Source organism: Serratia sp. NCCP-200 (assembly GCF_059697885.1).
This window is the reverse complement of record NZ_BAAKUJ010000003.1, coordinates 756,282-769,387: the sequence shown is the minus strand read 5'-3', so window position 1 is coordinate 769,387 and position 13,106 is coordinate 756,282. Positions and strand designations below refer to the sequence as shown.

General features: G+C 54.3%; 14 protein-coding genes. 7 read left to right on the top strand and 7 right to left on the bottom strand.

From position 1 onward, the window contains the following. Positions 1-12 precede the first annotated feature (12 nt). Positions 13-954: a D-ribose ABC transporter substrate-binding protein gene (locus tag AC6HVW_RS13655; RefSeq protein WP_071683419.1), complete on the bottom strand. Its 942-nt coding sequence runs from the start codon at positions 952-954 to the stop codon at positions 13-15. Between the two features lie 209 nt (positions 955-1,163). Between AC6HVW_RS13655 and AC6HVW_RS13650 the strand changes: the two genes are divergently transcribed. From AC6HVW_RS13650 to lapB, 3 genes are all read left to right on the top strand, one after another. Next, complete coding sequence (locus tag AC6HVW_RS13650; RefSeq protein ID WP_071683420.1) at positions 1,164-2,108, top strand: sugar-binding transcriptional regulator; 945 nt, start codon at positions 1,164-1,166, stop codon at positions 2,106-2,108. Between the two features lie 368 nt (positions 2,109-2,476). After that, complete coding sequence (locus tag AC6HVW_RS13645; protein WP_071683421.1) at positions 2,477-2,779, top strand: LapA family protein; 303 nt, start codon at positions 2,477-2,479, stop codon at positions 2,777-2,779. 6 nt (positions 2,780-2,785) lie between these two features. Further along, positions 2,786-3,958: a lipopolysaccharide assembly protein LapB gene (gene lapB, locus AC6HVW_RS13640; RefSeq protein ID WP_071683422.1), complete on the top strand. Its 1,173-nt coding sequence runs from the start codon at positions 2,786-2,788 to the stop codon at positions 3,956-3,958. A gap of 355 nt (positions 3,959-4,313) precedes the next feature. Here lapB and AC6HVW_RS13635 read toward each other — a convergent pair whose 3' ends face one another. Then, positions 4,314-4,601, bottom strand: coding sequence for an Arc family DNA-binding protein (locus AC6HVW_RS13635; RefSeq protein WP_071683423.1), 288 nt, complete (start codon positions 4,599-4,601; stop codon positions 4,314-4,316). 153 nt (positions 4,602-4,754) lie between these two features. Here AC6HVW_RS13635 and AC6HVW_RS13630 point away from each other — a divergent pair, with 153 nt between their 5' ends. After that, a complete protein-coding gene (locus tag AC6HVW_RS13630) occupies positions 4,755-5,684 on the top strand; it encodes a LysR family transcriptional regulator (RefSeq protein ID WP_071683424.1) in 930 nt (309 codons plus the stop codon). Positions 5,685-5,764: 80 nt separating this feature from the next. On the opposite strand, the gene bhsA is transcribed toward AC6HVW_RS13630, so the two are convergent. After that, positions 5,765-6,025 carry a multiple stress resistance protein BhsA gene (gene bhsA / locus AC6HVW_RS13625; protein WP_071683425.1) on the bottom strand — a complete coding sequence of 87 codons (261 nt, stop codon included), beginning with the start codon at positions 6,023-6,025 and terminating at the stop codon, positions 5,765-5,767. A gap of 327 nt (positions 6,026-6,352) precedes the next feature. Between bhsA and pyrF the strand changes: the two genes are divergently transcribed. Further along, a complete protein-coding gene (pyrF, locus tag AC6HVW_RS13620; protein ID WP_071683426.1) occupies positions 6,353-7,081 on the top strand; it encodes an orotidine-5'-phosphate decarboxylase in 729 nt (242 codons plus the stop codon). A gap of 10 nt (positions 7,082-7,091) precedes the next feature. Beyond that, positions 7,092-7,418: a stress response translation initiation inhibitor YciH gene (yciH, locus tag AC6HVW_RS13615; protein ID WP_071683427.1), complete on the top strand. Its 327-nt coding sequence runs from the start codon at positions 7,092-7,094 to the stop codon at positions 7,416-7,418. Positions 7,419-7,569: 151 nt separating this feature from the next. Here the strand turns inward: yciH and osmB are convergent, their stop codons facing one another. Beyond that, complete coding sequence (osmB, locus tag AC6HVW_RS13610) at positions 7,570-7,788, bottom strand: osmotically-inducible lipoprotein OsmB (RefSeq protein WP_071683428.1); 219 nt, start codon at positions 7,786-7,788, stop codon at positions 7,570-7,572. 376 nt (positions 7,789-8,164) lie between these two features. On the opposite strand from osmB, the gene araD reads away from it, so the two are divergent. Next, on the top strand, positions 8,165-8,860 hold the full coding sequence (araD, locus tag AC6HVW_RS13605) for an L-ribulose-5-phosphate 4-epimerase (protein WP_059200935.1): 696 nt from the start codon (positions 8,165-8,167) through the stop codon (positions 8,858-8,860). A gap of 32 nt (positions 8,861-8,892) precedes the next feature. Here araD and AC6HVW_RS13600 read toward each other — a convergent pair whose 3' ends face one another. Genes AC6HVW_RS13600 through AC6HVW_RS13590 form a run of 3 tightly spaced genes read right to left on the bottom strand, consistent with a single transcriptional unit; the run spans position 8,893 to position 13,027 of the window. Continuing rightward, a complete protein-coding gene (locus AC6HVW_RS13600; RefSeq protein ID WP_037376111.1) occupies positions 8,893-9,639 on the bottom strand; it encodes a DeoR/GlpR family DNA-binding transcription regulator in 747 nt (248 codons plus the stop codon). A gap of 48 nt (positions 9,640-9,687) precedes the next feature. Next, complete coding sequence (locus AC6HVW_RS13595; RefSeq protein ID WP_071683429.1) at positions 9,688-12,120, bottom strand: formate C-acetyltransferase/glycerol dehydratase family glycyl radical enzyme; 2,433 nt, start codon at positions 12,118-12,120, stop codon at positions 9,688-9,690. Positions 12,121-12,124: 4 nt separating this feature from the next. Continuing rightward, positions 12,125-13,027 carry a glycyl-radical enzyme activating protein gene (locus AC6HVW_RS13590; protein ID WP_179251653.1) on the bottom strand — a complete coding sequence of 301 codons (903 nt, stop codon included), beginning with the start codon at positions 13,025-13,027 and terminating at the stop codon, positions 12,125-12,127. Positions 13,028-13,106 lie beyond the last annotated feature (79 nt).

The following is a 13,106-nucleotide window of genomic DNA, read 5'->3' as shown; positions in this document are numbered from 1 at the left end:
ACCCCTCCGGGATCATTTGGTCAGGTTGAAGGTTTTCAGCTTCGATGCGTTGTTTTCATCGATGAGGACGCAGTCCATAAGCTGTTTTTCCTGCTCCTTCGCTTTACCGTTTTGCAAGAAATAGTCTGCCTGCACGACCGCCATCTGCGCCTGTTGCCAACCCGGTTGCAGAACGGTGGCTTTGATATTGCTTTTAGCAATGATGGAATCGCGGACATAGTCACTGCCGTCAAACCCCACTACGATAACGTTGGTTTTACCGGCGGCTTTCAGCGCGGCTTCTGCACCCAGTGCCATGGTGTCGTTGCCGGAGATGACGCCGACAATGTCAGGCTGAGTCTGCAAGATGGCCTCCATACGGTTGAAGGCTTCGGTCTGGCTCCAGTTGGCAGTTTGCTGCGCCACCATTTTCAGGTCGGGATAATCGTCCAACACATCGTGATATCCCTGGGAGCGCACGTGGGCGTTGGTATCGGACTGGCGACCCAGAAGCTCGACGTACTTCCCTTTACCATTGAGTAACTTGGCAAATTTCTCTGCACCCAACTGCGCCCCTTGATAGTTATTGGAGACGATCTGTGCCACGGCGACGCCGGTTTTATTGATTTCACGGTCGATCAGAAAAGCGGGCACGCCAGCCGCTTTGGCTTTCTCTAATGGCCCGAGAGTGGCATCGGCTCCCGCATTATCCAGGATGATGGCTTTTGCTTTGCGTGCAATAGCGGTTTCGATCAGCTGGTTTTGCTTGTTCACATCATCATCATGGGATGCCACCAGAGTGCTGTAGCCCAGCTCTTTGGCTTTTGCCGCAGCACCATCCGCTTCGGCTTTGAAGAACGGATTATCGTGTGAAGGGGTGATGATGGCGATCAGCCCTTTATCCGCGGCGTAAAGGCTGGCAGAAGAGGCTAGCAGAACGGCCAGAAGCGAGGTTTTCAGTAGGGTATATTTCATTTGTTATCTCCACATTGAATATATATTCAAGCATGATTTATTATTCAATGTGACGATATGCCCGATCCATCGGTCTGTCCATGAGGAATTCAGGGAAATGATGAAAAGGCGAAACCGATCACAAATTGTTCGAATGATCGACAAAAAGTGACTTTCCTTGTTATTCATTCAAACTTGAATAAAAATACGGGGGTCACTCAGGAGGCGCTATGTCAAAGCAGGATGAACAACGGCTGTTAGTTAAGATCGCGACGCTATATTACGTCGACGGCATGAAGCAATCCGAGATTGCCGGGCTGTTGAACCTATCGCAGTCGTTTGTCTCTCGCTCTATCACGCGCTGTCAGAAAGAAGGGGTGGTGAAGATCAGCGTTATCCAACCCGCCAATATCTTCCTGTCCCTGGAACAGGCCATCGAGAAGCAATACGGCATTCGTCAGGCGATCGTGGTAGACGTTGATGAGCCCGCTTCCGGGGCGCAAATCAAACACGCCATTGGCCGTGCCGCTGCGCACTACGTGGAAACTCGATTGCGGGTGAACGATCTGGTCGGAATATCTTCCTGGAGCAGTACCATTCGTGCGATGGTCGACGAGCTTCACCCACAAAGCATCAAGGCGCGGGGCGTGATTCAACTGTTGGGGGGGGTGGGGCCAAACGGTAACGTACAGGCGACCATTCTGACGCAAAACCTGGCCGCACAGCTAGATTGCCCAGCTTGGTTGCTCCCTTCCCAGAGTATCGAACACTCAGTGGAGGAACGTGCCAAACTGGTTGCCAGCCAAGACGTGGCCGAAGTTGTCGGCAAGTTTGCCGAAGTGGACGTGGCTATCGTGGGGATTGGCGATCTCGAACCTTCACAGTTGCTGAAAAATTCGGGTAACTACTACGGTGAAGCCATGCTGCAAACGCTGGCGGAGCGCGGGGCAGTTGGGGATATCTGCCTGCATTATTTCAACGCGCAAGGGGAACCCGTGCTGGGTAAAGAAGAAGATCCGGTGATCGGCATGGAGCTGACCCAGGTGCGGGAATGCCCGCATGTTGTTGCTTTGGCTGGTGGTGTCGATAAAAGCAACGCCATACGCGGTGCGCTGAAAGGGGGATACATTGACGTGTTAATTACCGATTATCCTACAGCGCGGCAGCTGATTTAAAACCGGGAACCATTCGGTTTTTACGTGACATTGTCACATTTTGGCGGCTCCAACCCGGGGCCGCATCAACGCTGGTTTTTACCCTGCATTGCAATCTGTCCTTTCGCCCCCATATCTTATCAAACCCGTGATTTTGAGAAGCTTTCTCATTAATTTGCTCAGGCGCTGCATTTCTTGCTGAATATCCCAGCAGATCTACGGTTTTATCGTCTGCCAGGGTTTCCCTGCTACGATGGGAAATGCTAACTTAAGTCATAGGGACGCCACTTAGCGGCAATTACCCGTGGGCGGCAAACCCTGTATTGGGTTCCGGTTTGTGGCCTTGAGGGTAGAGTTCATCCGATTCACTCGGCATTGCGGGAAAGAATGTGAAATATTTACTGATTTTTTTACTGGTTCTAGTGATTTTCGTGGCTTCAGTCACGCTGGGCGCGCATAACGACCAGGTGGTGACGTTTAACTATTTGGTTGCTCAGGGCGAATATCCGGTATCAACCCTGTTAGCCACCCTGTTTGGTGCTGGCTTTGTGCTGGGTTGGGTTATTTGTGGGTTATTTTATCTGCGCACACGTATCGCTCTTGGGCGCGCAGAGCGGAAAATCAAAAGGCTGGAACTGCAGCTCGAAGCACCTGTCGAGCCGGCGCCGTTGCCCGCAGTCAGCAAGGAATAATCTGTTATGTTAGAGCTGCTGTTTCTGTTGCTGCCTGTAGCTGCCGCGTACGGTTGGTACATGGGGCGCAGAAGTGCTCAGCAGGATAAACAACAGGAAGCCAACCGCCTGTCGCGTGAATACGTGGCTGGGGTTAACTTCCTGCTTTCCAACCAGCAGGATAAAGCGGTCGATCTGTTTCTCGACATGTTGAAAGAGGACAGTAATACCGTTGAAGCTCACCTTACGTTGGGCAATCTTTTCCGCTCTCGTGGTGAAGTCGATCGCGCCATCCGCATCCATCAGGCCTTGATGGAAAGTGCTTCTCTAACCTTCGAACAGCGTCTGTTGGCGATACAGCAACTGGGGCGTGACTATATGGCCGCCGGGTTGTATGACCGCGCCGAGGACATGTTCAGCCAGTTGATCAATGAAGAAGACTTTCGTGTTTCCGCGCTGCAGCAATTACTGGTGATCCATCAGGCCACCAGTGACTGGCAGAAAGCCATCGAAGTGGCAGAAAAGCTGGTCAAGCTGGGTAAGGAAAAGCAGCGCGTCGAGATCGCGCATTTTTATTGTGAGCTGGCCCTGCAGGCGATGGGCAGCGACGATCTGGACAAGGCGATGGGCCTGCTCAAGCGCGCGGCCTCGGCGGATAAACAGTGCGCCCGCGTGTCGATCATGGTTGGGCGTATCTTCATGGCGCAAGAGGAGTATGCCAAGGCGGTAGAAACCCTGACGCGCGTATTGGATCAAGACAAGGAGCTGGTCAGCGAAGCGTTACCGATGCTGCAGGAATGCTACCAGCACTTGCCTCAACAACAGCAAGAGTGGGCTGACTTCCTCAAACGCTGTGTGGCGGAGAATACCGGTGCCACGGCAGAATTGATGCTGGCGGAAGTGATCGAGCAGCGGGAAGGGAGCGATGTGGTGCAGGTGTACATCAATCGCCAGTTGCAGCGCCATCCGACCATGCGCGTGTTTTATCGCCTGATGGATTATCACCTGGCAGATGCAGAAGACGGGCGCGCCAAAGAAAGCCTGCTGTTGCTACGGGATATGGTGGGCGAGCAGATCCGCACCAAACCGCGTTACCGCTGCCACAAATGCGGCTTTACTGCCCATTCACTTTACTGGCATTGCCCTTCATGCCGGGCCTGGTCTTCGGTTAAACCGATACGCGGGCTGGACGGACAATAATTTCCCCTCACCCCAACCCTCTCCCACAGGGAGAGGGAGCTATTAGCCCCTGCTTTTTTGGAAGTAAGGGGGGTAATATCAGCCAACTCTAGCGATGTCCCACAGGGAGAGGGCGCTATTAGCCCCTACTTTTTGGAAGTAAGGCGTTAATCTCAGCCAACTCGACCGCCCACCTCACTATCCGGAGTTCTTGATTGGTTCGTGCCTCTTCGGAACCAAGGTGATTCACCCGGAGCTAATGAAGAATCGTTAGACTTACATCCCAACTCGGTCGGTTCCCTCTCCCTGTGGGAGAGGGTTATGGTGAGGGGCATGGCACTGAGTTAATGCTCATCGCCCACAAATTCATCTAGCCCTATTTCTTCTTGCTGCTTTTCGCGCCGCCTTTCAGCAGTTGACGCAGCTTCTTCAGCTCTTTCTGGCTAAGAGGTTGTTCAACCTCTTCTTCGGTACCCTGATTATCGATATCGTCATGATGCAGCGGAGCCGCTTTCTTGCTGGCTTTGGCCGGGACTTCGAGGCTATGTTCCAGCCGTTGGCAAACCTCTGCACTCAATGAAAGCTGGTTCTCCAAGGCAATCGCCTTGATTTGCTCTTTCAGTGCCAGAGGGATCTTGATGGTTAGTGTCGATATCTCGCTCATTTTGCTGCCTTTTACGCGGGAGGTTACCATCAAGCTAAGTCAGCCATGCAGATCTGTCTAGTGTGTAATAAAAATTTAATAATTTTGTAACATAAGTGGGCTGCACTAACGCGCTACGCTTTCCTCATTTTTCTGGCCGGGATACTATGAGCCATGACTGAACCCGATCTCAATTTACTTATCGCCCTTGATGCGCTGCTCGCTGAAGTCAGCGTGGCTGGTGCTGCGCGTCGTCTTGGTTTAAGCGCTTCGGCCATGAGCCGCACGCTCACCCGGCTACGCACCGTTACCGAAGATCCCTTGTTGGTGCGTGCCGGCCGCCACATGGTGCTGACGCCATATGCCGAGGAGCTGCGGGAACGTACGCAAAATGCCGTATTTGCGGCGCGCTCGGTGCTACGCCCATCGGCCACAGAATTGAACCTCGCCACGCTGGAACGCACCTTTAACATTCGTGCCAATGAGGGGTTTGTGGAGGCATTTGGAGCTTCACTGATTGCGGCATCCGCGAAGGCTGCGCCTTTGGTGCGCCTGCGTTTTTCGCCAAAGCCAGAGAAAACCTCAAAGCCTCTGCGTGAAGGTCTGGTCGATCTTGAGATTGGTGTTTTGGGGACCATGGGGCCGGAAATACGCCTACAGGCGCTGTTTAGGGATCGCTTCGTTGGTGTGGTAAGAGCGGGGCATCCGCTGACGCGGGAACCAGAGGTGACAGCCAGCCAGTATGCTGATTTGGGCCATATTGTCGCTTCCCGGCGGGAGCGCACCTACGGGCCGGTAGACGAAGCATTGGCTGAGTTAGGTTTGCGGCGCAACATTGCCGCCGTGGTGCCGAGTTTCCCGGCAGCCTTGGCCGTAGCTCAGGAATCCGATCTGGTGGCTTTGGTGCCTGCCTCATTCCTGATCAATCAACCTGTGGCCAATATTGAGGGGGGCGTAGGGACACTCTGGGCTTTTGAACTACCGGTTACGACCAGACTGATTACGATATCGCAGCTGTGGCACCCACGTGCCGAGGCGGATCCGGCTCATCGTTGGCTGCGGCAATTAGTACTGAATGTTTGCCGCAAGTTGGTACCAGAATAAAAACAGGTGGGTTGTGGTGTCGTAGGGGGATGGGCGCCTTATGAAGCGCCCGTTCAGATAATCTAGAGGGAGGCTCGGAGTTATTTATAGATGACTGCGTTGCCGTGCAGCATGTTGTTGCCACCGGCGGCGACAATGCGGTAGCTGCTAGCGCCTTGGGCTTCGGCTTTGGCCGCCAGCTTGGCTTCCAGGCTGCTCAGCGTGGTAACACCACCGGCAGACACTACGCCAACTTCGGTCAGGTTCTGTGCCTGTTGCTGGCTGACTGGCTCAGCGGCAACGCTGGCAAATGAGGTTAGGGCCAGAACGGTAGCTGCTGCAAAATATTTGATGCCTTTCATGAGTATCTCCAATTTTGTTTTGAGGGTGAAAGTGTTTCCGCTTTCGATGTGTTGAATGATAAAGCATTTATAAACGGATGAAATCGGATAGGCTTGAGCATGTTAATCAAATTATTTGATTAATAATTTACGCTTCTTTACCGCGTTTTACTCACCTTGGGTTAAGGGCGCAAGGTGTTATTGACAGTCGATGACCTACGCTGCGTTAACATTACGTAACGGCAACGGGTTGCGTGACTGGGATTTCCGCTGTCTGGCATGTAGAATGCGGCGGTCAGTTTTGCTGGCGGCTCACTCATCACGCCCATTTCACACAAGGTAGAAGCTATGAAGTCTGAAAATAACTCAAATAACAATGACTTAAAATCATCGCCCATCATCGTGGCATTGGATTACGCCGACCGTTCCGCCGCATTGGCCTTTGCCGACCGTATCGATCCGCGAGATTGTCGGCTAAAAGTGGGTAAAGAGATGTTCACCTTGTTCGGGCCTGAGATCGTGCGCGATCTGCATCAGCGCGGATTTGAGGTGTTCCTCGATTTGAAATTCCACGATATTCCTAACACCACGGCGCATGCCGTAGCCGCTGCGGCGGAGTTGGGCGTATGGATGGTGAACGTACATGCCAGCGGTGGTGCTCGCATGATGAACGCAGCCAAAGAGGCGCTGCTGCCTTATGGCGCGGATGCACCGCTATTGATTGCCGTCACCGTTCTCACCAGCATGGAGGCGGAAGATCTGCGCGCCATTGGTATCGAACTCAGCCCGGCAGAGCAGGCGGAAAGACTGGCTCGCCTGACGCGAGACTGTGGCCTGGACGGCGTGGTTTGTTCTGCGCAGGAAGCTTCACGTCTGAAAGTTGCCTGTGGCAACCAGTTCCAACTGGTTACCCCTGGTATTCGCCCAGAAGGCAGTGCCGCAGGCGATCAACGCCGCGTGATGACGCCGGTGCAGGCTCTGGCCGCCGGAGTTGATTATATGGTGATCGGCCGTCCGATTACGCAATCCGCCGATCCAGCGGCAGCGCTCAGTGCTATTCGAGCCTCACTGGCATAAGGAACCCAGCATGAATGATGATAACAGCCGCCTGGTGTACTCCACCGACAGCGGGCGTATCAAGCAGGAAGAAGCCAAGCCAGAGCGCGCCAAAGGCGACGGCATCGTGCGTATTCAACGTCAGACCAGCGGCAGAAAAGGCAAAGGGGTTTGCCTGATCACCGGTGTCGATCTGGATGATTCGGCACTGGATAAACTGGCCGCCGAACTGAAAAAGAAATGCGGCTGTGGTGGCTCGGTGAAGGATGGTGTGATCGAGATCCAGGGCGACAAACGCGACCTGCTTAAGCAATTGCTGGAAGCCAAGGGCATGAAGGTTAAGCTGGCAGGCGGTTGAGCAGCTAAATGAAATATGCCGCAGTGTGTCACTGCGGCTGCATTCATCGAAATGATAAGCGTAAAAATAGACCTGAAAGTTTTTTTCAATTAGACGTCAAAGCGTGAACGCTTTTGTCAGCCTATCGGCAGAGGTATCAGCAAGCCGTGGCTTATTTACTCACCTGGTGACCGATGATGCCACCAACAGCGGCACCGCCGATGGTCCCCAATGCGCTGCCGTTAGTCAGCACTGCTCCGCCTACCGCACCTGCACCGGCACCAATCGCCGTGTTACGGTCACGTTTAGACATGTTCGAACAGGCACTCAGCGACAGAGCCAGGGTAATTACCAGAGCGGCGGTGGCGAAACGTTGATTAATGATCATAATGAATTCTCCTTAGCATCGGCTATATGGAACTACTTTACTGGCATATCACAGCTTTAGTATAGGCAGTAATCAGCAAACTGGCCTGAGACTGTCTTCCAGACGACCTTGAAATAAAAAATGGCATTTATTGCACAAAACAGGGCAAATAAAAAATCAGGGCGGTTTTTTCGCCTTGTTTCAGTATAAATCTCTGACGAGGGATAAATAGGGAAATAGTCTTAATTTAGCCCGGGTCGGCAGGCGATTATTCCGAATCCGCCGCCACACATCTTGGTGTATCCAGCAGAAATCTACGTGGTCTTTAGCGATCTATCCCATACCGCCCAGTGGCATGCCTGCTGACAATAGTCGCAGACCAAGCCACAAGGACAAGATCATGCTCAACGAACTAAAACAACAGGTGCTGGAAGCCAACCTTCAACTTCCGCGCCATCATCTGGTGACCTTTACCTGGGGCAATGTCAGCGCCGTAGACCGCCAGCAGGGGCTGATGGTGATCAAACCTTCCGGCGTTGAGTATGATGCCATGACCCGTGAGGATATGGTGGTGGTGGAACTGGAGAGCGGCAAGGTGGTGGAGGGGAGTAAAAAGCCTTCTTCCGATACGGATACCCACCGGGTGCTGTACCTGAACTTTGCTGCAGCGGGTGGGATCGTTCATACCCACTCGCGCCATGCCACCATTTGGGCACAGGCCGGATTAGCCATCCCCGCGTGGGGAACGACACATGCGGACTACTTCTATGGTGATATTCCCTGTACTAGGCTAATGCGCGACGAAGAGATCAACGGCCGTTATGAGTGGGAGACCGGGCAGGTGATCGTCGAAACCTTCAAAGAGCGTGGGTTGGATGCCGCTCAGATACCGGCAGTACTGGTACATTCCCACGGTCCATTTGCCTGGGGCAAAGATGCTGACGGCGCGGTGCATAATGCCGTGGTGTTGGAAGAGTTGGCCTATATGGGGATCTTCTCGCGTCAGTTAGCACCGGGGCTGGGCAATATGCAGCAGAGCCTGTTGGACAAGCACTATCTGCGCAAGCACGGAGCACATGCCTATTATGGGCAGTAATCTCACCACGGGGCCGAAGGGCCCCGCAGCTGTTATTCGTTAACCAGATCCAACTTGATACCCTGGCGTTTAAGCAACTGCTGGTAGTCGTTGGCGATACGCGAGTCGGTGATCACCCGCCCAATCTGGCTCATGGGTTCCAATGGATTAGGTTGGATCTGGCCGAATTTTGACGAGTCGGTCAGCACTATGTTCTCTACGCCTTTGGCTAATACCGCATTGACCACGTCGGCACGCATCATATCGCGGCCGGTGAAGCCGGTCTCCGCGTGATAGCCATCCACCCCGATAAACGCCTTGCTGAAGTGCACCTGCTGGATACACATGCGGGTTAACGGGCCGACCACGGTTTCACTCTTCTTCTGGAACATGCCGCCGAGAACGATCACATCGCAGTCGGTCTCTTTCAGCAGATGGGCGATGTAATGGCTGACGGTGATCAGCGTGACGCGCTTGCGCTCGGCCAGATAGCGGGCCAGTAAGGCGTTGGCACTACCGCTCTCGATAAAGATGGTTTCGCCATCGTTGACCAGCGATGCAGCATATTGTGCCAGCTTCTGCTTAAGCGTGAAGTTGGACATCATGCGGGCATCAACGTCGTCGCTTTCCAGCGCAACGGCAGAACCGTGAACGCGTTTCAGATAGCTGCGTTTTTCTAACAGATTGAGATCCTGACGGATCGTCACCTCAGAAACGCCAGAGGCGCGCGCCAGTTCGCCAACGCTGATGCGCCTGCGGTCATTCACCAACTGCAAAATGGTTTGTTGTCTTGAATTCATAGCGGCCTGATAGGCGGCCACCAAAGGGTGACCGCAACGATTCACTGATTAAAGAGTATGTTCGGTACGCGCGATAATGTCATCCTGCGCATCTGGGGATAATGCGGTAAAGAAGGCAGAATATCCAGCTACGCGTACCACTAAATCGCGATATTGGTCAGGATGTTGCTTCGCGGCCAACAGCGTTTCCCGTGACACGATATTATACTGCACGTGCCAGCCATGGTAAGCCTCGAAGAAAGTGCGCAGCATCAGCATCAGTTTTTCGCGATCACGCGGGTTCTCCAGCGTGGACGGGTTCAGCTTCTGGTTCAGCAACACGCCACCCAGAATCGACTCGGTAGGCAGTTTGCTCAGCGAGTTGAACACTGCCGTTGGGCCTAGATGGTCGGTGCCGGAAGCCGGGCTAGCCCCTTCCGCCAATGGCGTATGCGCTTTACGGCCGTCTGGCGTAGCCATGGTGGCAGCACCAAACGGAACGTTGGCCGAAATGGAGGAGGTGCCCGCATAGTAGGTACCACCGATCGGGCCACGGCCAAAGCGGGTGTTGTGATACTGCTTCAGCTCGTCGATATAGGTCTGATAGGCACGTACCAGCAGCTGATCGACATCATCCACGTCGTTGCCGTACTTTGGCGCCGCATTGATCAAGCGTTGGCGCAGCTGTTCGCCGTCCAGGCCAGCAAAATCGTTAGCAAGAGCCTGAGCCAGCTGTTGCTGACCAATAATCCCCTGATCGAACACCAGCTTGCGTACCGCTTCCAGGCTGTTACCCAGGTTGGCGATCCCGACCTGCAGACCGGATACCCAGTCATATTTCGCACCGCCTTGTTTGACACTCTTGCCGCGCTCGATGCAATCATCCACCAGAGCCGAGCACACAATGTCGTGGGCATTTTCTTCCAGCACGGTATCGACTACACACTCAATCTCAATCGATTTGCGGGTGTAATAGCGGATCTGCGTATCCCAGGCATCCAGCACTTGGTCAAACTGGCTAAAGTTACCCTGAGACAGCCCCAGCTCCTGCGGCAGGAAAATCTTGCCGGAGGTGGCGTCGCGCCCTTGCTCCAGTGCTGCCAACATCACGCGGGCAAAGTTGATAAAGCTCATCCCGGTGCAGCGGTAGCCCCATTTGCCGCCAACGGCGGTCTCGATACAACCGATAGCGGCATAATCGTAGGCATCCTGTGGTTCGACGCCCAGCTTGATAAACTCGGGGATCACGATCTCATCGTTGTTAAACGCCGGCATGCCGAAGCCGCAGCGGATCACCTGCACGCAGGCGTCGAGGAAATCATTACTGATCCCGGCGTGATAGCGCACGCTGAGGTTAGGCTGCGTTGAACGCAGACGGCCACAGGATTCCAGAATGGTGTAAGAGAGCGGGTTGACCGCGTCACAAGGCTGGCCATTGACCAGTTTCTGGCCGCCGATGGTGACGTTCTGATACAGCGGGCTACCGGCGGAGGCTTTGGAGTGCGAGCCGGAACGGATCTTGTTCACTTCCAGCAGTTTCAACCAGCAGCTGTGCAGCATCTCGATGGCTTTTTCGCGCGGCAGGCTTTGCTCCAACTCCACGTCACGGCGATACCAAGGATACAGATATTGGTCTAGGCGGCCGAAGGATACCGAGTGGCCGTTGGATTCGATCTGCAGGAACAGCTGAATGAAGTAACACAGTTGCAGCGCCTGCCAGAAGGTCTGTGGCGGTTGATGGGCGATCAGTTCGCAGTTGGCTGCCATGGTCAATAGCTCTTCACGCCGCCAGATGCGTTGCTCTGCCTGGGCCATTTCACGGGCCAACTGGGCAAAGCGCAGGATGTGCTCGCTGAGAGCGTCCAGCGAGATGTCGATGGCCTTGAGGAACTGTTCCTTATGCAGGTCGTCCCAGTCCGTCAGGTGCAGGCGTTCACGGCGCTCAGCCACTTTCTCACGCAGGCCATCCAGACCTTTTTCCAGTAACAGCGGGAAGTTGACCGCCAGGTGCGCATCCCCAGACGTCATGTTGCCTTCCGCCTTGATGATACCGGTAGCCAGCAGGGCTTTTTGCTCATCGGTGAACATGCCGTAGCAGCGATCCTGCACGGTCTGGCCACGCCACCATGGGCACAGGGTGTGCAATACCTTTTTATCCTGTTCGCTGACGGAGAAGCCAGCGCCGGGGCGATCGGCCAACTCGTCAATTTCGCTTTCGATCCAACTGACGGTGTATTCCGGGAAGATCGGCGCGGCACGTAGCTGACTAGCCTGGTTACCGATAATCAGCTCATCATTCTTGATCCAGATGCTCCGTTTGGCCAGATGGTTGGCCAACGCCATGGCACGCCTTACCGGCAGCGGCTTATCCTGATGCTGCTGGTACGTTTCGGTATAGTGCTGTGCGCGTTCGGTACAGACCGGTGGCTTGACGATATGGATCAGCGCGTTCTTATGCGCTAGCGTGCGTTCGGTCAGGGTAGTCAGATCCAGCGTTGTCATGGTGTTATCCTCGCAAAATGGCGGTCAGACCTTTGACGCTGGCGTAATCTTCGGCATAGGCCAGCAGTTCGGGGTCGTCTAGTGGGGTACGGGAAGCGTAATAAGGCGCGCCGAGCAGATGGTATTTATTCATCCCCAGCGTGTGGTACGGTAAAAAATGGATCTCTTTGACGCCGATCTCGTCGGCGGCAAAGTCGGTAATGGCGCGGATTGAGTCGCGATCGGCGTTAAATTCGGGGATTAACGGCACTCGCACGGTGATCTGAGTGCCAGCGGTAGCTAAGCGGCGGAAGTTATCCATCACCCGTTTGGCGGAGCCTTCGGTCCATTGCTTGAAGCGAACTTGGTCGACGTGTTTCAGATCGGCCAGCATCAGGTCTAGCCAGGGCAGAGATGGCTCGATATAGGACCAAGGCGTATGCAGGCAAGATTCTACGGCGGTATGGATACCAGCCTCGCGCCCGCGTTTGAGCAGTTCAGCCGCAACCTCTGGCTGCATAAACGGCTCGCCGCCGGACAGCGTCAGGCCACCGCCGGTGCGCAGATAGTAAGGTTTATCGCGCATCACTTCGGCCATCACCGCATCAAGGTCGAGCGCCGTGCCGCAGACGCTCAGCGCGCCAGTTGGGCAACAGCCGTTTAATGCGTCATAATCGGCGGCAGTCAGTAACGAACGTTGCAGGGTTAGGGTGTTGTCATCAACGCGGGTGATAGCGTGCGGGCAACTCTCACTGCACAGGGTACAGGCCGCCAGACACAGGCGCTCATCAAACAGCAGCTCCTGCTGGCGGGAACGGCTTTCCGGGTTCTGGCACCAGCGGCAGCCAAGTGAGCAGCCCTTAAGGAACACCACGCTGCGGATGCCTGGGCCGTCATGTGTTGAGTAGCGCTGTAGATTGAAAAGCATTCGTCACCTGTGAAGTCTAAAATCTTCTTACGTAAATTAAATAGGTTTCGAATGAAAGTTGATTTGATTTTAATCAAAT